Origin of the sequence: Bacteroides celer (assembly GCF_002632415.2) — a bacterium.
In the GTDB taxonomy this organism is placed as follows: Bacteria; Bacteroidota; Bacteroidia; order Bacteroidales; family Bacteroidaceae; genus Bacteroides.
In genome coordinates this window covers 2,591,525-2,613,815 of sequence record NZ_CP178209.1, presented here as the reverse complement: position 1 = coordinate 2,613,815, position 22,291 = coordinate 2,591,525, and the positions used below count along the sequence as shown (strand labels likewise).

At 38.1% G+C, this 22,291-nt stretch carries 21 protein-coding genes; 1 reads left to right on the top strand and 20 read right to left on the bottom strand.

The window, feature by feature from the left end; translation table 11 throughout:
* The first annotated feature begins 44 nt into the window (after nucleotides 1-44).
* The gene (locus CJF29_RS10495) at nucleotides 45-1,226 is read left to right on the top strand and encodes a tyrosine-type recombinase/integrase (protein ID WP_099145816.1); all 1,182 of its coding nucleotides are present in this window, start codon (nucleotides 45-47) and stop codon (nucleotides 1,224-1,226) included.
* Between the two features lie 270 nt (nucleotides 1,227-1,496).
* Here CJF29_RS10495 and CJF29_RS10490 read toward each other — a convergent pair whose 3' ends face one another.
* The 20 genes from CJF29_RS10490 to CJF29_RS10395 all read right to left on the bottom strand — a co-directional run bounded on the left by CJF29_RS10490 (nucleotide 1,497) and on the right by CJF29_RS10395 (nucleotide 22,054).
* Nucleotides 1,497-2,054 carry a hypothetical protein gene (locus CJF29_RS10490; RefSeq protein WP_099145817.1) on the bottom strand — a complete coding sequence of 186 codons (558 nt, stop codon included), beginning with the start codon at nucleotides 2,052-2,054 and terminating at the stop codon, nucleotides 1,497-1,499.
* A gap of 158 nt (nucleotides 2,055-2,212) precedes the next feature.
* Nucleotides 2,213-2,722 (bottom strand): histidine kinase, encoded by a 510-nt coding sequence (locus tag CJF29_RS10485; RefSeq protein ID WP_099145818.1) that lies wholly within the window; start codon nucleotides 2,720-2,722, stop codon nucleotides 2,213-2,215.
* Nucleotides 2,719-3,300 (bottom strand): N-acetylmuramoyl-L-alanine amidase, encoded by a 582-nt coding sequence (locus tag CJF29_RS10480; protein ID WP_099145819.1) that lies wholly within the window; start codon nucleotides 3,298-3,300, stop codon nucleotides 2,719-2,721. The genes CJF29_RS10485 and CJF29_RS10480 overlap by 4 nt, the downstream gene beginning before the upstream one ends.
* Nucleotides 3,297-3,800: a hypothetical protein gene (locus CJF29_RS10475; RefSeq protein ID WP_118299488.1), complete on the bottom strand. Its 504-nt coding sequence runs from the start codon at nucleotides 3,798-3,800 to the stop codon at nucleotides 3,297-3,299. The genes CJF29_RS10480 and CJF29_RS10475 overlap by 4 nt, the downstream gene beginning before the upstream one ends.
* 8 nt (nucleotides 3,801-3,808) lie before the next feature.
* Complete coding sequence (locus CJF29_RS10470) at nucleotides 3,809-4,099, bottom strand: hypothetical protein (protein WP_099145821.1); 291 nt, start codon at nucleotides 4,097-4,099, stop codon at nucleotides 3,809-3,811.
* A gap of 208 nt (nucleotides 4,100-4,307) precedes the next feature.
* The gene (locus CJF29_RS10465) at nucleotides 4,308-4,790 is read right to left on the bottom strand and encodes a hypothetical protein (protein ID WP_099145822.1); all 483 of its coding nucleotides are present in this window, start codon (nucleotides 4,788-4,790) and stop codon (nucleotides 4,308-4,310) included.
* Between the two features lies 1 nt (nucleotide 4,791).
* Complete coding sequence (locus CJF29_RS10460; protein WP_099145823.1) at nucleotides 4,792-6,099, bottom strand: reverse transcriptase domain-containing protein; 1,308 nt, start codon at nucleotides 6,097-6,099, stop codon at nucleotides 4,792-4,794.
* Between the two features lie 503 nt (nucleotides 6,100-6,602).
* Nucleotides 6,603-14,168 (bottom strand): CotH kinase family protein, encoded by a 7,566-nt coding sequence (locus CJF29_RS10455; RefSeq protein WP_413544542.1) that lies wholly within the window; start codon nucleotides 14,166-14,168, stop codon nucleotides 6,603-6,605.
* Nucleotides 14,169-14,190: 22 nt separating this feature from the next.
* Nucleotides 14,191-15,504, bottom strand: a complete 1,314-nt coding sequence (locus CJF29_RS10450) for a hypothetical protein (protein ID WP_055228951.1) — start codon at nucleotides 15,502-15,504, stop codon at nucleotides 14,191-14,193.
* Nucleotides 15,505-15,513: 9 nt separating this feature from the next.
* The gene (locus CJF29_RS10445) at nucleotides 15,514-17,421 is read right to left on the bottom strand and encodes a hypothetical protein (protein ID WP_099145825.1); all 1,908 of its coding nucleotides are present in this window, start codon (nucleotides 17,419-17,421) and stop codon (nucleotides 15,514-15,516) included.
* A gap of 104 nt (nucleotides 17,422-17,525) precedes the next feature.
* On the bottom strand, nucleotides 17,526-17,714 hold the full coding sequence (locus CJF29_RS10440) for a helix-turn-helix domain-containing protein (protein WP_055228868.1): 189 nt from the start codon (nucleotides 17,712-17,714) through the stop codon (nucleotides 17,526-17,528).
* Nucleotides 17,715-18,031: 317 nt separating this feature from the next.
* Nucleotides 18,032-18,244: a hypothetical protein gene (locus tag CJF29_RS10435; protein WP_055228869.1), complete on the bottom strand. Its 213-nt coding sequence runs from the start codon at nucleotides 18,242-18,244 to the stop codon at nucleotides 18,032-18,034.
* Between the two features lie 108 nt (nucleotides 18,245-18,352).
* Nucleotides 18,353-19,087, bottom strand: a complete 735-nt coding sequence (locus tag CJF29_RS10430; protein ID WP_017142211.1) for a hypothetical protein — start codon at nucleotides 19,085-19,087, stop codon at nucleotides 18,353-18,355.
* Nucleotides 19,088-19,276: 189 nt separating this feature from the next.
* Nucleotides 19,277-19,876 carry a hypothetical protein gene (locus tag CJF29_RS10425; RefSeq protein WP_099145826.1) on the bottom strand — a complete coding sequence of 200 codons (600 nt, stop codon included), beginning with the start codon at nucleotides 19,874-19,876 and terminating at the stop codon, nucleotides 19,277-19,279.
* 333 nt (nucleotides 19,877-20,209) lie between these two features.
* Nucleotides 20,210-20,356, bottom strand: a complete 147-nt coding sequence (locus tag CJF29_RS10420) for a hypothetical protein (protein WP_007759743.1) — start codon at nucleotides 20,354-20,356, stop codon at nucleotides 20,210-20,212.
* A 47-nt stretch (nucleotides 20,357-20,403) separates the two neighbouring features.
* Nucleotides 20,404-20,565, bottom strand: a complete 162-nt coding sequence (locus CJF29_RS10415; protein WP_007759742.1) for a hypothetical protein — start codon at nucleotides 20,563-20,565, stop codon at nucleotides 20,404-20,406.
* A gap of 19 nt (nucleotides 20,566-20,584) precedes the next feature.
* The gene (locus CJF29_RS10410; protein ID WP_007759741.1) at nucleotides 20,585-20,860 is read right to left on the bottom strand and encodes a DUF3846 domain-containing protein; all 276 of its coding nucleotides are present in this window, start codon (nucleotides 20,858-20,860) and stop codon (nucleotides 20,585-20,587) included.
* Between the two features lie 4 nt (nucleotides 20,861-20,864).
* Complete coding sequence (locus tag CJF29_RS10405) at nucleotides 20,865-21,119, bottom strand: hypothetical protein (RefSeq protein WP_007759740.1); 255 nt, start codon at nucleotides 21,117-21,119, stop codon at nucleotides 20,865-20,867.
* A gap of 1 nt (nucleotide 21,120) precedes the next feature.
* Entirely contained in the window at nucleotides 21,121-21,453 is a 333-nt protein-coding gene (locus tag CJF29_RS10400; protein ID WP_007759739.1) for an SH3 beta-barrel fold-containing protein, read from the bottom strand.
* A 127-nt stretch (nucleotides 21,454-21,580) separates the two neighbouring features.
* On the bottom strand, nucleotides 21,581-22,054 hold the full coding sequence (locus CJF29_RS10395) for an RNA polymerase sigma factor (RefSeq protein WP_007759738.1): 474 nt from the start codon (nucleotides 22,052-22,054) through the stop codon (nucleotides 21,581-21,583).
* Between the last annotated feature and the right edge of the window lie 237 nt (nucleotides 22,055-22,291).

Here is a 22,291-nt window from a genome sequence, read left to right as displayed (position 1 = left end):
TTTTCTTGTCCGGGAATTGGCGATTATTCTTAAAATAATGAATTATGGCAACTTTCTCTATAGTTATTCTGCCTGCAAAAAAAATGGCAAATGACAAACACAAGGTTAGGATTATGGTTTCCCACAACTCACAAACCAGATATATAGTAACAGATATTATACTAGACTCTATTTCTGAATTAAAAAACGGGAAAGTGGTAAAACGTCCCGATAAAGATTTCTTGAACCTACAAATCAAGAAACTATACGATATCTATTTCGATAGATATATGAAACTAGAATATGCTGACTCTCTTACATGCTCCCAACTGGTCAAAATGATAACCAATCCGTTAAATGGTGAGAAACATCGCAAATTTGAGGACATTGTAGATGAATACCTTTCTCAAATTGACGATGAAGAACGTGCTTCAACATACAAACTTTATAAGTTGGCAACAAACAAGTTTATGCAATTCGTTGGTACTGGTTCTCTGATGGAACACATTACACCTATCAGAATAAACCAATATATATCATGGTTGACGAAAGCAAAGCTTTCAAGCACAACAATCAATATCTACATCACTCTATTGAAAGTCATCATCAACTATGCAACAAAAATGAAATACGTAAGCTATGAGGTAGATCCTTTCATTACTGCCAAAATTCCATCAGCGAAAAAGAGGGAAACACAGATTACAGTTGAAGAGCTGAAAATAATCAGAGATGCAAATTTAGAGCATTACAATCTCAATGTGACACGAGACATCTTCATGCTTACTTATTATCTTGCTGGCATGAACCTAGTAGATATACTTGCATACGATTTCCGGACGGATGAAATAAACTACGTCCGAAAAAAAACAAAAAACACAAAGGACGGTGATTGCCTGATTTCCTTCTCAATACCTGAAGAAGCAAAACCCATTATTAAAAAGTACATGAAAAAGAGCACAGGAAAGATAATATTCGGGAAATATAAGAATTATGTCTCCTGTTACAATTTACTGGCCAGGAAGATTAACAAACTAGGGAAAGTTGCAGGTATTAAGCATAAGTTTACACTATACTCAGCCCGAAAAAGTTTTGTTCAGCACGGCTACGATCTTGGCATACCTCTTAGCACATTGGAATACTGTATTGGTCAATCAATGAAAGAAGATAGGCCAATCTTCAATTATGTCACAATAATGAGAAAGCACGCAGATAAAGCAATTAGAGAAATACTTGATAATCTGAAATAATTCGTATCTTTGCAACATCAAGATAATACGGACATAATTCGGATTATTTTGGTTTGACTTTAGTGAGGGGGTGGTTCCCCTCACTTTTTTTATACCCATACCGAACTTTTTATTTATATATTAGTACTATCTTATGTAAGCCTTCTTGAGAGTGTGTTGATTGTGTGTGTTGTTGATCGGAAGGATTACAAAACAAAGAGGTAGCTTATTTGGCTACCTCTTTCATTTTTTCCCTGAATGGAGTCATGATTGTAATTATTCTCCATATATTTATTGATTACCTATAATCTTTCTAAAATCCAATTCTAATTTTTCAGATATTTCATCAAGCAGAGAGTCTGATTTTGTTATCAAATCTCTCATATTTTGGCATAGTTCATGATTCTTATTGTGTTCATAATCTTCTTTAAACTGAGCATACATATCAATATTTCCTCTAACACTCTTAAAGAAAGAATAAATATCATCTCTTAACTTTGGCTCAAAATATATAATATTACATTGAAAATATTCATAAGCTTCCCAAAAGGCTTGATAACTATCTACTATTTTTTTATTAGAAGGCTCTCCTTCATATATTTTTTCATAAGGACTTATATACCTTCCAACAGCCCATTTCATTTTTTGAAATTTAGAAAATAAGACTCCAGCAGATTCACATTTTTTTTCATGTAACTTTGAAAAACGAGTTTGTTTCTTAAATATTTTTAAATCAAGTCTTATTCTTAATATTAAGAATATAATAAACACCACTCCTGCAATAGTTACTATGGTAAGACTATACTTTCCATTTAACAAATTCATTATAATATCTAAAGCATCTTTCATTATTATATCTTTTAGTTACGTCACAAAGGTAAGTTTTTAAATTTATGATTTAGAGAGATGTCACATCAAATTGCAAAATAGAAAGCCCCGGCCATTCGGTCAGGGCATGATTTCCGCCGTCGCGGATTTGGAATTAAAGGGATTCCGATGTAAAAGTACTACTTATTTCTCAACTTGGATACTCTCCATCCACTTATTATTAGAACTATAATACCTATATAAATTTTATCTTTATGTAAATCCCACCATGACAGTTCAATAACCTTTTCCTTTTGCTTCAGCACTGCATCTACTTTATAATTCAAAGAATCCAGACTATTAGAAAACTGCTGTAAAGTGATAGATAATGTTTCATCAACTTCCGTCCGTTCCTGGTCCTGCTTGGATGCAGTAGTAGTACTTTCTTTAATCGGATGTTGTTTTCCTGTTGAATCCGGAGCAGACAAGTAAACTGTTTTATTCTCAATCTTCAGATCACTCAACTTGTCAGTAGTAACCTTCGTTTGCTTACTTACATCTACTCGCAGTGATTCAATCATGCTTTGAATACGACTCAATTCACCGGAATAGTCTATCTGCTTTTGAGTTTCCATATTCCGGGAAGTCTTGCAGGAAGCAAACCATATTCCCGCCATCATGAACATGGTTATATAGATTAGAGCCTTCATAAGCCTAGATATTTAACAATACCCTCAATATGAATCCGAGCAATATCCTCTTTGCCCTCCCGAGACAAAAGGTACTCAACATCCTCTTTATTGTCCTGAAAGAAGTTTTCGACCAATACTGCCGGACAATTCGTATCGCGACAGATAGCAAGATTCTGCTGCCAGTATGGTTGTCCAGGCATAGGTTTACGGACCGATACTGGAATACTCTCTGCAACCTCTGCCAGACAACTAGCCAACTTCTTGCTATTACTTGATGCGTTGTTAGATACAAACACACTCCATCCCTTTGCGTTCATCCAATTTGCACCGGAACCGGCAGCATTACAATGAATAGAAACTAGGATAGCCTTCTTTCCTGTCTCTTTGTAGATTGCATTAGCCCGTTGGCAACGCTCAAACAAAGGAACATCCGTATCTTCTTTCACGATCCGTTCTGCATCAATACCTTTCTTGCGCAATTCAGATACTACTCTATCAGCAATTTCCCTTGAATACGCCCACTCTCTTAATCTCCCATCTGGCGAACGTTTACCAGGTGTATTTTCACCGTGACCATTATCAATCAATACTTTCATATTTTTTCCTCCTTATCTAATTCGTTCTCAATCCTATCAATAATTCCCTGTACATGTGCAGGTGTAGCACGTTTAAATTCAAAGCGTATTACATGATAGATAATACGGAACCCTTTGTTTTTAGGATAAGCAATAATCAAGTTTTTGAACGCATTTTGAAGATACACGTAAGAGAATACATACGTAATAGTCTTAATTACCAATAATGAGTTCTCACCGTCTCCTATCAAGGTCATAAATGTGAAAACAACCTCTATAATTACAAGATAAAGAAGAAGCTCTACCAAAGCATTTTTAAACTTACTCCACTTGAAGTTTTTACAACGTACAATCGAAACCCCATCAGCCCTCATTCCACACCAAATGTTGAATCCGAACATAATAACTAAAGCTATCAAAAAGCCTTTGGTCGGTGTCAAATAAGCAAGAAGAGAGCTGAACATAGACACGAAAATAATTCGTATCTGGTCTACATTAAATAGCTCATACAACCATTTCATAATATTAATCATAAAGTTAAAGCTATCAATATTGAAAACACAGTAATCAGCCCTGGCAATAAGACAGTAGCTAATGCGTCAAGCCAGTCAAAGACAAATCCACACTTCTTCTGAATGTACTCAACAATTATCGCAGCAATGGCAGTTGTCGTAAAAGAGACAATAGCAGATTTGCAGAAACCAATGTTTAATAGAAAAAAACAGAAGGCAAGCATCACAACAAAGACGAACACTCCAGCTTTTACATGCGCTGGCCGGTTAGACTGTAAAATCCAATCATACAATACTTTTATACCCATACTCGTAGCGTTTAATTATTAATAAAATATTCTGTATGAGACAAATGTATTGAGTATAGTAACCGGTTTGCCAAAAGTGAAAAATCTTGGAAAGTCATTTCCTTTTAATAAGCTATTTATTAACGACTTACAAAACGGACTAATTTTATAGGAAATAAAAAAGGTAGTCGAAAAGCGACTACCTTACATCTATCTATTAAGAAGAGACTTATTGATATAAACTTAGATCAACAGCATCTTTCTTTTTCCAACCAGCAGCTAATGTGCGCTGAACAAAAACCATTTCCTTAGTATAAAAGTCCGTCAGATTTTCCAAGGTGTTAAATTCATAGTAGACAGGTTCATCATCTGTTCCAAATTTAAATCTTACTGGTAAAGAGGTACCGTCTGTTTGCACTGCAAGATCATAGGCTGATTTATAATTGAACTGGTTTTCCTGTGATAACCATACAGGTATGCCATTATAGGTAAATCCGGACATAATCTCGTTATTTATCTCCTGATTATACCAGTCTATAACCATTTTCTTGATTTCTTCACCGTCAGGCTTATAGGGAAATTCTTCTTCCATATAAGATACAGAATCATCCTGTTCGTTATGTTGCACATCCCAACGGACACGCCATTTATCCTTTACCGGATTAACGCACTCTAATAGCGATATACCGGAACTTCCTTCAACTCGTTTCATATCAAGTAAATTTATATTTGACTTTGTTTCCGTCAAATGTTTCAGATTCTATAATGGTTTCAAACGGAAAACCATCTTCAACATCACTAATCTGATTCAGAATAGCTTTCATCTCCTCTGAATTAGTGAAGAATTTTTTCCACTCACCTGTTTTCTTTACTTTCAGAGATACAAGATATCTACCCTCTCCCTCCTTTGTTGTTATATCCGATTCATAATCGTGAATCTCAACTTCCAAGTTAATGAGCGTTTTCAACGATACAGTTTGACCGGGGAAACGTTTCTTCCCATCAGCCGGGGTGTACACAATCCCCATTTCACTAAATTTCTTCATACTTTTTCCTGTTAATTTACGAAATAAGTTTCTGCAATCAGCATGTTTCACAAGTCCATAAAAAGAAGCGATCAATTCTTTTCGGCGTTTACGGCTTTTCACTTTATGCATCTTGCGTGCAAAATTCTGTTTATTACGCTTACGCACACGAGTATGGTCCGGATAAATAACATAACCCAAAAAATCAATGCCCTGTTTGATTGGAAATACTCTCTCAATCTTTTTAATCACAAGATTTATCTTAGCAGCTTGCTTACACACAATATCACGCATCTTCCAAAGTGCTTTTTTACATCCACTAAGAATACGCCCATCATCACAATAACGGAAATAATGTTTCACAGCTTCTCTATCTTTAAGCACATGATCTATAAAAATAGAGAGTAGCAGGTTGCCAAGACCTTGTGAACTCCTTAACCCTAAACTTATTCCACGGCGCATGACATCAACAAATCCTGTGAGAATACGAATCAACTTGTTGTCTTTAAAAACTCGCTTTACACAATAGTTCATAAAGCCATGATCTACGTTCTCGTAAAACTTCTGAACGTCAAAAACGTAACACAGCTTTGTGCCTTCAGGATCATCCGCTATGGAATCACGGACACAACACAGTAAGTCATGCGTGCCACGTCCTTTAATTGACGCCGAAGAAGTGCGGATAAAGCGAGGTTTCAGATACTTGTCTACAACTTTCATTATGGCATGAACACCAATTCTTTCCTTTAGAGAAAAAATCTGGATTTTCCGATACTTACCTGCTTCAAAAACCTCCTTCTCAAAATACCTACTTACGCGAAAGATACCGTTACTTATTTGATAGATCAAATCGTCTATGACATCATCAATATGTTCAATAAGATATCTTCCGGAACGGCTATGTTTACGCTTGCTACCACGTAAAACCGTCCAGAAAGACTCTATCATATTGGAGCGATCTATGATCTGTTCAATTATGTAACCTTCTCTATGCATTTTATTTTTGCCTTCAATTTTCTGGGCCTAACTTCTTCGAGAATCCAAACAGGAAACCTACCAAACTCTACCCAACGCTGTATGTTCCAGTTTTCCAGTCTTGCGACTGCTGTTACTGAGGCTCATCCCCCTCGGCTCAATGATGAGTAACTCGTACTCCTTATCGTACGCCGATTAATTTCTTCAGGCACTAACGTCCAAATTCGTTTAAATTGTTTCCGAGCCGGGAACCGTTGTTCGCAGACGAATACGATGAATCGTTGCCGCAATTCGCATACGCAACACCACCGTTCGTGTTCGCGTTGTTGTTCGACCGAAAGACCACACGAGTCTCATAGGGGAATCCACCTTTCGGGGCACAAAATTAACAATTTATTCATCTTGACAAAGGATTAAGAGAGTTATATTTTCGCCGGGCTTCGCCCGGATTTGTGCCTTGCGGTAGGCACGCACAAATCCGCACTAAGCTAAACGTTTTCCGCTTTAGTCGCTTCGCTCCCGCTTTACGATTCCGACTTCAACGATTTATACGCCGCCACGCTCTCCGCAACCACGATTTCGCCTCTGAAGGCGAGCCGGGAACCGTTGTTCGCAGACGAATACGATGAATCGTAGCCGCAATTCGCATACGCAACACCACCGTGCGTGTTCGCGTCGTTGTTCGACCGAAAGACCACACGAGAAGCTGCCGACGATGGTTGAAACTCATCACAATAATAGGTTGTACTACTACCGGCTTGTGAGAAAGCACCAATTATATCACAGTATTTTTGATGAACCATGCCGGTTGCAAAGCCGCCGGTTACACCGGAACGAACTTTACGCACCGTACCGTCAGGCATCTCAATATTTAACTTATACTGCTCTTGTGCATTAGTATTAGGTAAACCAACTTTATCCATCCATTCATATTTGTCACCATACCAACTTTCATAACCCATACAGTTACTTGAAGGAATACGAGTATGAACTATTCTACCATCGGCATCCTTTGAGATATACCAAGAATATTCAGTTTTATGCACACCATCTGAATCATAGCTTACAGTATCCTGCATACCGATTACGGCAGTAGTTCCGACTATCCGGTTATTTGTATTTTGACCATAACCGCATTGATCTTGTGCATCACGACGACCATATGCTGCATAGAACAAGTTAGCTACATCTTTGTGCATCTCCCAGTCCACAAGTTGCAAATTACGTTGTTGTGCATAATAGTGAAAATCGGATTGAGACATACTATCAACACTTGCAGAAGTATTAAAAGCAGAATAAAGAGAATTACCAATAGAGATTGCTTCACCGACACCTGTCAGACAAGGCAGGTGTTCAACCCAATCCGGCTCCATATCCTCAATCTTGTCACTGTTGGATAATACAACAAGGTCAAATTCTGCGTTATTGAAGATCGTGAAATAAAGGAAAGCAGCTCTTTCCGGAACGTCTGCAATAAGATACATTCCTTCAGCAAACTTATTGTTAAGACTCGGAATGGTCAAATCCTTTATAACATTACCGGATGCGTCTACGAAGATACTGCCAATCAAGCCGGTTCCTAACGTGGTCGGGAAACGGACACGCTTATGCTTGGAAACATCGACACCGCAAACACTATAATTCGTGTCTGAAGAATAGCTGTCCGTCAAGGTAGCACGACCAATCAGAATCTTAGATTTCTCCTTATAAAGCCCGGATTCCCGGATATTGGAAAGATAAACTTTATCACATACCGGTATATCCGGAATTTCGGTATTGGAACTGTAACAGGTGTACTTCTTGTTGTTAAGGTAGTCATTAATTCCTTTATACCAATAGTGAGGTTCATACATCCAAAGATCACCCTCCGTACTATCCAATTTGGCAGGAGTAGCACCGGATATTTTCTCTGAATCGGCATAATAATTAGAGTTCTCATCGTGTAGATTGCAAATCACCATTTTACCTTTCTCAGTCTGCTTACCTAAAACACGATGACGTTTAGCCAGGATCTTAGTAATATGTCCGTTGGCTACATAGCTGTTACCGTATTTATAGCCGGTCAGATTGTCGAGGTTGCTGATATTAGCATCATCGGCAACAGTGTCATCAAACTCAATCATCGTATATTTAGGCTGAATGATGGTCAGCTCCGGGAAATGAGCAACGGCTGCTTCATATTCTTCATCAGTCATGGAACGGGTAAGACGATAGGTTCCCACCAGGCGACAGGAAGATACATTACCGCCATTCTCATCAACACCTCCCATTTCCATAAGGTTTCTAATCAGCGTACCGTCTCCTTCCATATCAATACCAGTAATACGAAGGTATCTGACAGCCGGACACGCTGTGAGCAGTCTTTGCCAGTCGATCAGTGCGCAACTATCGACAACAAGGCGATTAGTATTAACCGTACCCTCTAATGTCAGATTGTCGTTAGATAATTTATTCAAGTATCGTAATTCAAGCGTCTGAAGAGTAGCAGGAAGAACAGCAACGGACAAGGGAGAACCAGGTGCAAAAGATACTCCCGTTAATGCAGATTTACCAGCACGGAAAGTCTCAAGTTTGGAATTTGAAGATAAATCCATAGAAGTAAAGTTTTCACTTTGCAACCCGGTAAGGTTCAACTCACGCAGATTCTTACACTTGTCAACTAAAAGTGCGTTCATGGTCTTTTGCGTAGCCGAACAACTGATATTCAAAACTCGCAATGCTACGCAATTGCTTAGATTTAGAGTACCGACAATAGCATGGCTAACATTAGTCAGATCAAGACCTAACATACGGGATGCACCGTAGAAGTATTGAGGATCATTGACTATCAAATCCGTGTCGAGCGTCAGTTCGACAATACTGCCGGCATCTTCAGCGAGCACACCACTTTGTTTCGGTTCGCCGGACGTGTACCCATAGCCGAAGTAATAACGTTCGCTGGCGGTTATCTTAACCTTACGCTTATCAGTAGAGAACTTATAACCAAAATAGATAGGGAATGAATCCTGTCGGTATGTACCTGCAAGATATTGGCTATCCAAAAGAGCAAAACGGTTTTGGATCGTGAATGTACGGTGAGCGTAACGACTACCTTGAAGGGCGTACAGGTAGTCATAGTATTTTGTACCCTCCGAAGTCGTAACACCCTCTGTTAAAGGCTTGATATACTTGTATTCTCCGTCCTTATTATAAATCCTCTCGCACCAATTACCCATCAGTTGGTTATTGAAGATATCAAGTACATCCTCGGTGCTCATATTACTACGGATATTCCCGGCAACTTCCTGCAATTTCTCCGGCCAAGAGCGGACAAGTTTCCAAAGTATGGAGTCGTGACCGGCCATTGCATAGGAGCCAATAGAATCATCAAAGGTTTCCCATGTCATAGTATAGTCATACTTCAGTACGGAGTCATTACGTCCGCCTAAAATCGTATCCATGTCATAAGGAAGAATATACCAGTGAACACCGTCCCAAGTGCAGAACATCATGTTCTTTGCCCGGCTGTCAACAGCCATCAAATAGTCAGTGATTATGTACCAACCGAACAAGCTGTTTACATTAAAGTAATCGGCACATTCTGCACGGAACCGGGCGGGGTCATTTTTTACCGAATTAATCCATGTCCAAAGGCGGGTTACAGCGTCTTTATCCTCTTGGTCGGCATCTTCCCATGTCTTATCCGGCTTAAAACGGAATTCCAAACCGTCAGCGAAGTTTTCAGCAGTTATGTTGGAAGTACCGAAGAGGCACAACGGATGAGAATTGTTCAAGAACTCAAGGCAGATACATTTGTTACGGTCGCCATTCAAAGCGGCTAAATCATTGAATCCGGCAATACCTTCAAAACCGTAGACATTGTGAGAATCGCTCTTTTCGTTATTGAAATTGTACTTACCCAAATAGGTATTTACACCGGTATTATCATTATCGTAGAACAAGTCCATCGGAAAACCATCAACACCGATACGAACACTGCCGTCTATTTCCTGTGGGGGTGTCAGCCAGCCACATTTCTTCCATGTGTCATTGACCAGTCTCACACCACCAGTATTGTGCGTTGATGATGAGTCGGAGAAATCAGCCTTCAAACAGAAAATACCCACACGTTTGGCGCCGGGTTTGAATGAATACATCAAGTCCGGAACATCGACACCATTCACTTCCAAAGTCGTTCCATATTTATCGAAACGTTCAAAGTAGATACGGTAGTTCTTTCGCGGATAGGTAGTAGACGATGTACCCTGTATCCGAAGTCCTGCATTACGAAGTACAAAATCATACTCCTTGCCATATGCAGAATAGAAATACACGTCAACAGGCACTTCAAACTTTTTGTTGTTCGTTGCATTAACAAGTTCGACATCACCAACAAAGCGCATGACAGATTTACCTTGTACACGAAGCTTTTCTATATCCACATCCGAGCCGTCGTCATTCATAACATCGTTTTTCTGGAATAGAACAACCATTTCCTCTGATGTCGGACGGTCTACCATGTAGTTGGTCAGCTCTTCATCATCAGTCAGACCACGCCGGTAGATACGCAAATTGCGCAACTCGATATCGGCTGCATCGGAAGATACAGTAATATTTACCGGAGCTTCCTGCTTCATACTTTCAGTCTGTGAGTACTGTTTCGCACCACAACGGATACCATTTACGTACAATTCTATCAAACGAGTACCGGACTTCTTGCCGATAACGAAAGCTATTTTCAGATTCAGATCGGAAGCAAAAAGTGTATTGACAGAACTTCCTCCGGAAGCGGTTATTTTCGCTTCCTGTGTTGTCATCTGGAATCCTATTCCACCGGACATACACGAAAGAATGACACCGTTACGATCAGTTACATTCGAACACTTCAATTCAAATTCATACGTAGCACCGTTCGATACGGCATCATTGGCAAGGGGTTGTTTAAGAATCTCTATTGTAGCTCCATTAGTTAACTGCAAAGAGTCACCAGTCCAACCATTACTATTCCAATCAAACCCGGTAAACTTGGTTGTTACCTCGCCATCAGTCCAAACTGCCGGATTTTCTTCGGTGTTACTACGACCGGCAGCCGAAAGTTTTAAATCAAGGTCTGCTTGTACTTCCTCGATATCAATAGAGGATTTTGCAACGTGGACTAAGAAATCATATTCAGTGTTGCCGCAAGAGAACCGCATTGCATACTCTCCCTGCTCGGTGAACCGGTTTGTATATACCTGAACGGTACGCGGCACACTTACTGTCTGTGTTTTGGTGCCATTGTTGTACACGGACATTTCAGCAGGGGTTTTGCTCGGATCGTAAACAACAAAATCGAATTGCAGTTTCTCATATTGACCGACTTCAAGGCGTGGTGTCAAATGATCATCCGTAAAGATGCGGCCGTCCGGGAAGCGATGCATCATGCCGATACTGGGAGCAGAAGAACCCTCTTTGAATATATCCAAGTAGATACTTTCAGAGCGAACGGTAAGATCGGCAGAAGCTTCCATTTCAGCAACCATCTGCACGGTATGCCGACCAGGTAAAAGGTCAGACATGGAAATACTGAAGCTGCTGTTCGTTTGCCCGGATTTAGTAATAGTCTTGGAGTCTTTCTGAACACCATCAACATACAACATGACAACTTTGTTGCCTGTTCCCGAAATGGTGAACGGAATGGATGCAGTTGCACCGGCTGCATAGCCGCCAACAGGAGAAGCAATGTTATAAGTAGAACTCAAAGATAACGTAATAACTTTGACGGACGTGTATGCCTGTTTAGTCTGCTTCTTGCCTTCCGGATCGGTAGTTGTTGCCTTTACATAGATATCCGTTGTTCCCAAAAGCAAATACTTACTCAAATCAAGGGTATATGTACCCTTAGATACATCGTTAATAGTCTCTGTGTACACAGTTTGAGCACCTCGAAGCATCTGTATGGTAAGCGTAGCTTTCTGCCCAGTAGATTCGCCCTTGTCATCTCCGGAACTATATTGGTGATCGTAGAAATAGGTAAGATGAGAAGAACCACCCTCTTTGATAATGCTGTTATCTACCGAAGCATTGAGGACAATCTTTGTTGCAGTACCGGTTTCTCCGCCGCCACCGCCTGTACCGCCTTGAAATTCCGTACTGGCTATTTCTGCACCGGACTTGTTTTTCAAACTTAGCTTAACAGTATTATTATCCTCGTCAACCTCGGATTCGAGTGTGAAAACAGTATTGGCTTCAATCTCATTAAATTTAGCAGTTACAGGAGCGTTCTGAATGGCATTTGTTGAGTTGGCATCCAAACTTTCATCTGTTTGAGGAATTTCGACATTGAAAGATACACCACCACTTTCATCCGGAGTATGCTTTTCACCGTTGAAAGTAATTTCTTTCACAGCTCCTGCACCACCGTATTCATTCCAAGCAGCCGGCTGATCGAAAGCTGTTATGTCGTTTGATTCAAAACGATAATCTTTCCATTTCCCAGCAGACTCCTCGAAAGTAATAATCATGCCGGGCTTCTCTTCATCCTTGACTTTAGCTCCAGAAACGGCTGTTACTGCTGTTTCTTTTGTATAGAAGCCAGTATTTAAAGGATGAAGTTTAGTTACGTTATAAAAGCCACTACCTGAACCGGAACCACCGGAGATTTCTTCCCACTCACTCCACTTCTCACCTGTCATCTTACGTTGTTTCAACACACCACCGGTATAATACGTAGACAGGAAGATTTGGGTAATGGCATCATCCTCACCGTACCGGGACACAACTAAAATATCACTTGAATAAGTGTCTGCATCAGCCACAATATAATAGCCGGAGTTAACAACAGAATCAATATCAGTATAAAGGACTGTATTGAAAAAATGAAGCATATCTATATTTGACAGATTCTTGTAGAAATCCTCTTCAGTACCCTTATACCCTTTGCCTTTTGCATCTTCATAGGTATTAACCTCATTCCATGAGTCCGGTACATAATCACTGCCGACATATACATAAGTATGATATTTACCTACTTTATCTAAGAATGAACATTTGATACCAATGTTCCTTAGCTCAATAGGAACAAGGTATATAGCCTTATCTAATGTGAATCTGTTTGTATTATCACTCGGATCGACATGATATAAAGATACATTATAGTCAGTAACGCTCGTTATTCTCCAACTACCCCACTCTCCGTTTTTTCGCTGTCTCTGATATACGAACCCACACTCATAGCGTATTTGTTCATAAATGTTCTCATCAAGTATCGTAGTAGCCAAAAGACCTTTTATATCCTTGAATTCATTTCGTTCATCTTCATTATACCGATAAGTAAACAAGCCGGCAGTACCAAACACCTCATCTAAATTTCTTAGATCGTTCAAGAAATCCAAGTCTATAACAATACTACCACAAACATTTATGGCTGCCAATAGTTTTTTCAATTCTCCCCAAACAGAGCCATCATCACTTTTAGATGTCTCTTTTGTTCCAAGAGCTTCCTGTAATTTAGCTTCGGTTGACATCCATTTCCCCCAAGTTGTGTTACCACTGGAAACAACACCACTCCGGGACAAAGTAATAACCGGTCCTACGGTTACTTCAGTAGCCGTACTGTTATTCATTGCATCAAGTTGGATGCACGATGTAAACGACTGATAAACATTATTGAGTCCCAACCGCTCTACTTGAATATTGAGAGGAATACTGGTAGAACCAGGCGCAAATACACAACGGTAATTTCCAACAGAGGAATTACCTTCATATAAAGAATTGAGTTTTGATTTTAAGTTAGCCAGTGAATCAATCGTACCCAAACTTTTAAAAGGATCAGTAAGAGGATTTGATTTTGTTGAAGTGCCTAATATCCTTTTCAACAGTTCAGCATCTCCTTCAGTTATACTCTTCTCTGCATCTGTAATACGATTCTTAAAATCCTCCAAATCTTTATTAATATAAGCGGATATAGCGTCAGTTAAATCCTGTACCAATATTTTCCGCCCACCACTAATCTCAACATACATATCATCAGACAAAGATTTCACGGCAGTAAGCTGCTCTATCGTGAAACTATTTGTCTTTAACGCTTGCAGCACAAGGCTGACAATCTGCTGTTTCTCCGTTTCTGTCATAATTATTCTTTTAATGAATTATCTAATCATTATCATATACCCACGTTAACTCAATGGTCATACCAATATTATCAATATCATAGTCATACATGTAATCAAGATAAAGCTGGAATTCTTTTCCGGTACCTACATCTCCGGCATCTACTCCCTTTAAAATATAGACTCCATCTCTACTAACTACACTACCCTCAATAAGATTACTATATGGACCACCTGTGTATAGAATGGCACGTAAATTTATCAAACTGTCATCCAAAGAACTTTTCAAGCTATCAAGTCCGGTTATCACCAGTTTACCATAACCTTTCCTGCCAATATACTTACTGTCTATGTCAGTAGTCTTAATGGTGATTAAATCCCAATATGATTGTTCATCACCGCCCGGATGATGAATACTGTTCACTGTGATCATTGTATCACTGTTGATAGAAGTGCCAGTATTTGGAGTAGCATTAGACATATTGATATAAGTTCCAATTTCTGCTACAGGTTTTTCTGTACCAAATTTGATACTACGCATATCCCCAGTATCCGTTTTTCTGTAATTATCACCTTGTACACGTCTCATCGCAACCTGATTATTCCATTCCAAAACAGGATCAAGCGATTTTATCTGCTGTAACTGCTGATTGAAGACAAAGCTTTTCAATCCCTCGATTTCTTGATTCAATTCAGGAACACCACCGTCTTTTCTTGCATAACGTACACCATCAAAATAGATATAGTTACAGCATAGAATACGGTTAAGAAAGTCAGCAAACCACACTGGGCAACCAATAGAATTACCTAAAGTAAATATCTTCTGTGTAGCTTCACGGCTATACAATTCTACGATATCACCATCAGCAGTGGTAAACTGTTCGTTATCTACTGTGAATGACCAGTTATTATCTTTGAATCCACCGGGGGCACGGAAATCGAAGAAATATTGCATACCATCAATCCAAAAGATACAATCCGTCCGTTGTCGGTTATCTTTCATTGAATACTGTATTACAGTAGTCTCATTAAGTTCGGCACTATCATTCGTAACTTTGAATATCTCACTCCAGGAATCACCAATTAACACATCGTAGTAACCGCTATTCAGCCCTGTAATAATGTGAAAGTAGATTATCTGATTATTATTCATATTCCATGTGTGCCACTCAATAGAATCCTGACGTTCATTAATTAAATCTCGTACAACCAAGGCAGGCACTGCATCTGATTTGTCACCTATCAACTCAATGAATATGATATCAGAGCTTGCAAATTTCTGAATGTATTTACTCTTCGCACCGAACCGGTCCGTAGTAGGGTTAAAAAACAAAGGGGTAAAAGGACTTATTTTCAACATAATATTTTAAGCTTTAGAGATAGATTTCACTATAAGTTCATATTTAAGCCCGTCAAACCGTTCTATTTGTCCGTCTGCTTCACTCAAAAATCCCTTATACAAATACTCATCTTTAACAAGAGTAATTATACCATCCACAGGAGAAGGAATAACTTCATCATAGGTATTAAATCCAACTTTACCACAAGTGGCCAACTTTTCAGATATCACAAAATTATCTTTTAACGCAATGTTGTTAATCACAACATCACTGTTGCCATCAGAAGAAGTAAATTCAAGCTTATCAGCGCTAATACCAATATACTTGCTGTTTGCAAGCAACATAGCACGCTGGTTATACATCACATTAAACATCTTATCCGGATTCAACACGCCGCTGATATTCCATCCGGTTCTAATGAGTTTATAGCACATCACCCCAGACGTTAATATAGAATCAGCAGCTCCAACAAAAAACACGTCATTATCACTTTCATTATCAGTAGTATTCTTACCTCTCTTTTGTGCTAAGAACTCAATACCATAGGCATCTGCACGATAAGGACTAATAAGCTCCAGTTTATTATCAGTAATATCTACGCCAGTCATGTATTCTGTCGTAAACCGGAATTCATCACGTCCGTTAATGGAATCATAATCCTGTTTGTCATAGCCGACACGAACAGACGAATAAATCAGCTTCTCATCAACAGAATAAGTAAATTCAGTATGGTCGACTTCAAATTCTTTGATTATACTTGTGGAAAACAGTGTATCTCTGTGAACGAACTGAACAATATTTCCATCAATTACAGGAACAAAGCCGAACACAGATCCCATCCAGTCAACAAACTTTGTATAAGAAGTATATAACTTCGCATCTGGTATGCCACGAATACTTTCAGCAGCTACTATAACACAATTATCAAGTCTGGAATCATAATTGCTTGCAATCTTACCGGTAATGCCTTCTTTTCCTCCATTGATACTTTTAAGCAAACAATTCAATACCCTTGTAGGTGTTATTGCATCAATGTAGATAGGATCACTGATAGAATTATAAGTTACCTTAAACTCTTTAATCTTCTTAATGTTGATTTTTGCATAAGTAGTATGAGAAGCTTTCAAACTGATAGAAAAATACACCATCTTTCTTTGACCATAAGAATCAAATGAAGCCTTACTCACGCTAATGCTCAATATTATTGTTTTAGTTTCTCCTTTACTGATATTCACTGCTTGAGTATTCCCACAAGAGGAAAGAGTGAATGTTGCATATTCAGCATCCCCGCTATTCTCATATTCAACATCCATTTCCACATAAGCCTTAATGCCCGATGCCGGGACACCGAGCAGATCAGCAACTACGCCTTTTTCTCCTTTGTCATATTCAAGATAGCCTCCTTTGGATATCTCATTACTATAACTGGAAACATAGACATCTGCAAGTTCAATGGGGTTTACGGTATATGTATCACCAATAGAGAAGTTTAGTATATTTTGCATATCTAGCCTATCATAATATAGCTGATGCACTGCCTTTATTTCATCTACAAGATACTCGTATTGTGTTCCCTTGTTAGCCTTAATAAGAGTAGCAGTACTATTATCAACCGTATTCATTGATATCGTATAGCCCGAATTATCGAAGGTACCGAAATCCAGTTTACTATTGATAACAATATCATAGGTGTGCTGATTATTGATTTCGTAAATTGCGATCCGAGCGTCTGCAAACAGATATTTTTCTACCCATTCATCGAGAAGCAACTCATAAGCTTCTCCTACAAACTCAAACTTAGATGTGAATGTTCTAATAACTCCACCGAATCCATCACGTTTGAGTGTACGTTTTATCTCATCCCAATTCCGGATACAAGATTTAGGAAGTTCATGCGTGGTACCAGCTACTGTAAGAACATATTTGCAAAGCATTTTTATAGGGTTAAAACTTTCATGGGCAAATATAAAGAAAAAGCCAACCGGTTTCCCGATTGGCTAAATTCTTGAAAATAACACTTTGCGAAAACGTTCTATAACTACCTGTCTTTCAACACCATTTCTATGCCAAGGAACAAAAACGACTTTTCGACATTCGCCAAGCTAATTTTTCCATTGCCTTTTAAAAAGGCATTGAGAGAACTTCTATTTATATCCAAATGCCTGGCTAATTCAATCTGCTTTATTCCCCTTTTCTTGAGGGCCTCAATTATAATTTCACGTATCATAAATAGTATTTTGAGACAAATATATGATTCTTGAACGACAATTCGCCCCAGATGTGGGGCAAATGTCTAACCTCTTTCAGATTTTTGTTTCCAAAGGCACATTCTCAAAGGGTTCGCATCGAAAACTAAGCCATGCGCATTTATTTTTATTCTCCTAACAAATAAACAATATTTTCATCAATGGATATTTCACCTATTGCTTCGTTTGAGTGATCAGCACTTAACAGTCGAACTTCTTTTGATTTATCTTCAATTTGAATCAGCTTATTTATTAGCTCTTGTACTATCATTATTAAATTCCTCCCTTATTTATTATGCTAATCAAGTTGTTTATAACTAAATATTGGCATTTTTTTAGGCCGTGGACATTCTTTTAGGTAGTTTCTATCTTTTGCAATAACATCCCGCAAAGTGCTTTTCTTTAACGCTTTCTTTTGTTTTCGAGGAAGTCTTATTAATTTTTTGTATCCGTAAATACCACCTACAATATGCCACATAGTGAAATCAATTCTTAATCCTTCGTACATCATTGTTTATAGTTTTATTTGAACATTTTATGCAAAGATAAATAATAAGCGGTAAATCCAATGTAGAAAAGAGCTAATTCCTACTTAGTAAGACTCGGTTTACCTCATTTTCTATTCTATAATACGGTCAATCCTTTCTTGCTCTTTTTTAACAAAATCATATAATTCCTTTTCAAAAGCTTGTTTGTGACCTTGGACTTGCCTTGATATTTCTGATTCAAAAATGTTCATTACATCCTTGGCTATATCTACTATATTTGTTCTTTGTTTATGAATACCCTCTATTATCAATTTATAATTAGGATCTATCTTTTTACACTCTTCTTCCATCTGAGTTACTATATTTGCAATATTTACCTCCCGTTCCTCTGCCGTGAGTTTATCTTCAGATTCTAAAAACATATGTAGTAAGTTGATACATTTTACCCATAATCCATAAGTTTCTCTGGTTTTATTTAGGTGGACTAATAATGGATTCGCAACAGGATAGTTTTTTAGTTTTATTAGTTGAATCCTTAACCGGATATTATTCAATTGATCTTGATCTGCCATGCGGTCAATTTTGCGTCTATCCTCTGTCGTAAATGTTTTATCTATCCACTTTGAAGAAAAGTCAAGAATATCAATAGGCTTCATGGAGTGACTAATATCTAAAATATTATTTACCATTTCATCAAGCCTTTTTTGTTCTTGTTCTCTACGAATTAATAAAACTTGAAGTTTGCGATTCTCTCTATTTTGTTTATTAGATACGCTTATAGACCTAAAAGCAATTATCATAGCAATTGCAGTTGCTATTGATCCTATAGCAGTCCAATCAATTGTATATAAATCAACATTCATCATATTATAGTGTTCATTTGAATTTATTTCATAGTAGTTTCTATTTCATATTTCTACCGTATAAGTCAAGAAACTGTATAAGGAGCTTATTACAAACACAAAGGTAACAATTTAAGAGAATAATGTAGAATTATCGTTTTTATTTATTTCATTTCTATCTTTAATTACTCCTTTTCAAACATACTAAAAAACCTATATCCATTCAGGCTTTACCACTTCGTATCTTTCTTTTAAGTACTCATCCGTTCTACCATCCGGGCGTTGTTCTGAATAGATTATTTGCCCCGAATCCCATTCAATATCAGACCATCGGAATCCGTCTTTTAACGGTTCGGGAGTATAATTTCGAAATATCAACATACCGCGTTCAGTACGTTCTATAATACTATCAGCGGTATCATATCCATCAATGCCATCCCACCCCGATCGATTAGTCGGTCGGTAAATTATGCCATCTTCACGTGTCGGGTCAATGTCTGTGATTACTCCTTCATAACCAGAACAAGTTTCTATGAACTCTGCCCCAACATGAAGCCAGTATGGCAGTGTGAGCATTAGTGCGAGTTGCCGCTCTTTTTCTTCAGCAGCTTTCTTTTTCGCAAGCTGCATTGCTGCCCATCGAGCGCGTATCCTCAACACAGAGGAACTTACTTGCCGAAAAAGACGACAGGTGATTGTTTTGTATGGATCGAAATATATATTTTTCTTGTCACAGAAATATCGTAATCCATCAACAGGTTCAGCATCGTTGCAAAACTCGCAATCAGTGCATGATTTTTTTCTTCTTGTCATATTTAAAACTGTTACATTTCTTTATTTTTATTAACTTAATACCTACTCAATAAGTTGTAAAACATTCGTTTCTTCTCAATGTATTTTAGTCCGTTCCTGCGAAGTCCCCTTTTAGTCCTGGACACAATCATTTGACAACCTCTAACGCCAACATATATGAAACACGAATGATGTCTTTTAGTTTCTTTAAAAGCCCACCAAATCGCTTCACGACAATATCTGTAACTATCATTTTGAACACCTTCATAGCCTTTTCGCATTATGAAATGTCCAATTTCGTTAGCTTCTTCTTCTGAATAGCAAATTGTAAATATATTATTCATATCTTTATTATTATATATGTTCACTAAAATCCTTAATACGCACATCTATCTGCTTTACCACTTCCTGTAAGATGCTAATACATTCATCAACCGGATATTCAGCTAACAGATCGTCGATATTTTGAATGATATCATTGGCTGCAATACTATTACTCATCTATTCTGTTATTAGTTGTTTCCAAAATGGAAAACTCTGATTCATATTTAAAAATTGGGGTTCTCTAATGCTTCTGTAAGTTCTTCTTCAGTAATGCTCTCACAGATGTTTGAATCATCTATGTAAACATTATATCCAGTCTCATTGCGAGACACTTCCAATACACGAACTTCACCGGTTGGTGATTCTACTCTATAAATTGTTTTCATATTTTCTGAAATTAAAAGGTTAGAACATAGTATCATCACACACAATAGCGTCACCGGCTATATAATCATCGGGAAAAATAGCACTATTCATTAATGCAATCCGAGTAGCCTCAACATTCAACTCAAAGTGGAATTTACCCTCCTCATTCATTATCATTATTTTATTAGGGCAAATATCAATGACTTGAACATAGCCATTTACTAAACTCTGCGCTTCTTTTAGGGTAAAGCAGTTCCCATTCACCGGAGAAATCTCAACTGTTTCTCCGGTAACTTTCAACAAAGTGGCTTTCATATGCTTACCCTTCTGTGGTTAGTGTCAGGCAGATACTTTCAAGCATATCTCCCTTTTGCTTTTCCAGTTCAATACGGCTTGTTAGCTGCTGTAATTGTTGAGAAAGCATTTTTATATTCCCAATATTACTCCCTTGATTAGTATGGGTGTTGAGGCTGTTATGTGTATCACCTATGAGCTGATTAGCTTGTGCTATGAGGGTAGCAAGCTCTTGCCTGCTATCCTCTTTTCTCTTTGAGTAGTATTCTAATGGAGTCATATCAATACACGGTTACAAGATTCTCAATTTTGAAGCTTCTAAACTCCTGCTTATCAACATCGAAGTAAGAGAAAGTCTTATAAGAAGGCTTTGTCATACGTTTACCCTTGTTTGTCGCACCTGCAGGCACATTTTTAAGAGTGCCGATAGCATAACGAATACTGCCATTCACTTTCTCATAGGCGAATTTAACTTCACCGCTTCTCATTCTTTTAGCAAGTCTGTAAAGCTCCCACGCTTTTAGCAGACAATATTTCCAACTCTTTTTTGTTGTTGAAAGGAGGTGATGAGCATACTTCATCACTCTGGCTCTAAAATTAGACTTTGTTTCCATAATTCACTTTTTTTGGTTTGACTTTTATGTTATTTGGTATTGCAAATATAGCCATTTGTTAGGTAATAGCCTAACAAAATAGATATTTTTTTTCTTCAACAGCCTTTTTCAAACCATTTTTAACGAATTAATAATCAAGTTCTTGATATAACATCTTCCGACCAAATGAAATGCGGCTTCGGACTGTTCCAGTCGGGACATTCAACAGTTCACTTATTTCGTCATAGGAATATCCCTGGGCACAATATATTAAGCTATCCATACAACATGATTTTTGGGCACACCGGCGAATGGCAGACACAACATCATTAAACATTGCCAAATTAGAAGCATAATCAGAAGAAGCATTTTCAACTGCTGAATCATATCCAATAAAATGTATGAGAGAATTTCTATTGTACTGCGTAATATAAGTATTCTGCATGACAGCAAGGCACCACGGTTTCAAAGGTTTTGATACATCGAACTTATCACGATTTATAAGCATTTTGTACACCGTGTCACCGGCTAAATCTTCTGCATCCTGCATAGATCGGCAGAATCTTTTCGCTACACGTAATATCCAGGGATATATTTCTGATACTTCCTTTTCAAAGTCCATTGTCAGCCCTCCTTATTAGGTGTATCTTAGGTTCACCATTAATGCACCTTTCCACATATTCCCGATGCATTATGCTTTGTTCGTGCATTTCTTTAGCAGAACGCTCGATAGAACTAATGATAGTGCCTATGTCAGGGGGTAACGAGGCAATCATTTCTTTTACTGCGGATACTTCAAATGTTATCCGATCACACTTCGTTTCCAAGGTACGAAGTTCTGACAATAAAACATTGCATA

Coding starts and splice junctions, on each gene's coding strand:
- CJF29_RS10495 (WP_099145816.1), top strand. CDS start 45: ATGGCAACTTTCTCTATAGTTATTCTGCCTGCAAAAAAAATGGCAAAT.
- CJF29_RS10490 (WP_099145817.1), bottom strand. CDS start 2,054: ATGAAAGATGCTTTAGATATTATAATGAATTTGTTAAATGGAAAGTAT.
- CJF29_RS10485 (WP_099145818.1), bottom strand. CDS start 2,722: ATGAAGGCTCTAATCTATATAACCATGTTCATGATGGCGGGAATATGG.
- CJF29_RS10480 (WP_099145819.1), bottom strand. CDS start 3,300: ATGAAAGTATTGATTGATAATGGTCACGGTGAAAATACACCTGGTAAA.
- CJF29_RS10475 (WP_118299488.1), bottom strand. CDS start 3,800: ATGAAATGGTTGTATGAGCTATTTAATGTAGACCAGATACGAATTATT.
- CJF29_RS10470 (WP_099145821.1), bottom strand. CDS start 4,099: ATGGGTATAAAAGTATTGTATGATTGGATTTTACAGTCTAACCGGCCA.
- CJF29_RS10465 (WP_099145822.1), bottom strand. CDS start 4,790: ATGAAACGAGTTGAAGGAAGTTCCGGTATATCGCTATTAGAGTGCGTT.
- CJF29_RS10460 (WP_099145823.1), bottom strand. CDS start 6,099: ATGCATAGAGAAGGTTACATAATTGAACAGATCATAGATCGCTCCAAT.
- CJF29_RS10455 (WP_413544542.1), bottom strand. CDS start 14,168: ATGACAGAAACGGAGAAACAGCAGATTGTCAGCCTTGTGCTGCAAGCG.
- CJF29_RS10445 (WP_099145825.1), bottom strand. CDS start 17,421: ATGCTTTGCAAATATGTTCTTACAGTAGCTGGTACCACGCATGAACTT.
- CJF29_RS10440 (WP_055228868.1), bottom strand. CDS start 17,714: ATGATACGTGAAATTATAATTGAGGCCCTCAAGAAAAGGGGAATAAAG.
- CJF29_RS10435 (WP_055228869.1), bottom strand. CDS start 18,244: ATGATGTACGAAGGATTAAGAATTGATTTCACTATGTGGCATATTGTA.
- CJF29_RS10430 (WP_017142211.1), bottom strand. CDS start 19,087: ATGATGAATGTTGATTTATATACAATTGATTGGACTGCTATAGGATCA.
- CJF29_RS10425 (WP_099145826.1), bottom strand. CDS start 19,876: ATGACAAGAAGAAAAAAATCATGCACTGATTGCGAGTTTTGCAACGAT.
- CJF29_RS10420 (WP_007759743.1), bottom strand. CDS start 20,356: ATGAGTAATAGTATTGCAGCCAATGATATCATTCAAAATATCGACGAT.
- CJF29_RS10415 (WP_007759742.1), bottom strand. CDS start 20,565: ATGAAAACAATTTATAGAGTAGAATCACCAACCGGTGAAGTTCGTGTA.
- CJF29_RS10410 (WP_007759741.1), bottom strand. CDS start 20,860: ATGAAAGCCACTTTGTTGAAAGTTACCGGAGAAACAGTTGAGATTTCT.
- CJF29_RS10405 (WP_007759740.1), bottom strand. CDS start 21,119: ATGACTCCATTAGAATACTACTCAAAGAGAAAAGAGGATAGCAGGCAA.
- CJF29_RS10400 (WP_007759739.1), bottom strand. CDS start 21,453: ATGGAAACAAAGTCTAATTTTAGAGCCAGAGTGATGAAGTATGCTCAT.
- CJF29_RS10395 (WP_007759738.1), bottom strand. CDS start 22,054: ATGGACTTTGAAAAGGAAGTATCAGAAATATATCCCTGGATATTACGT.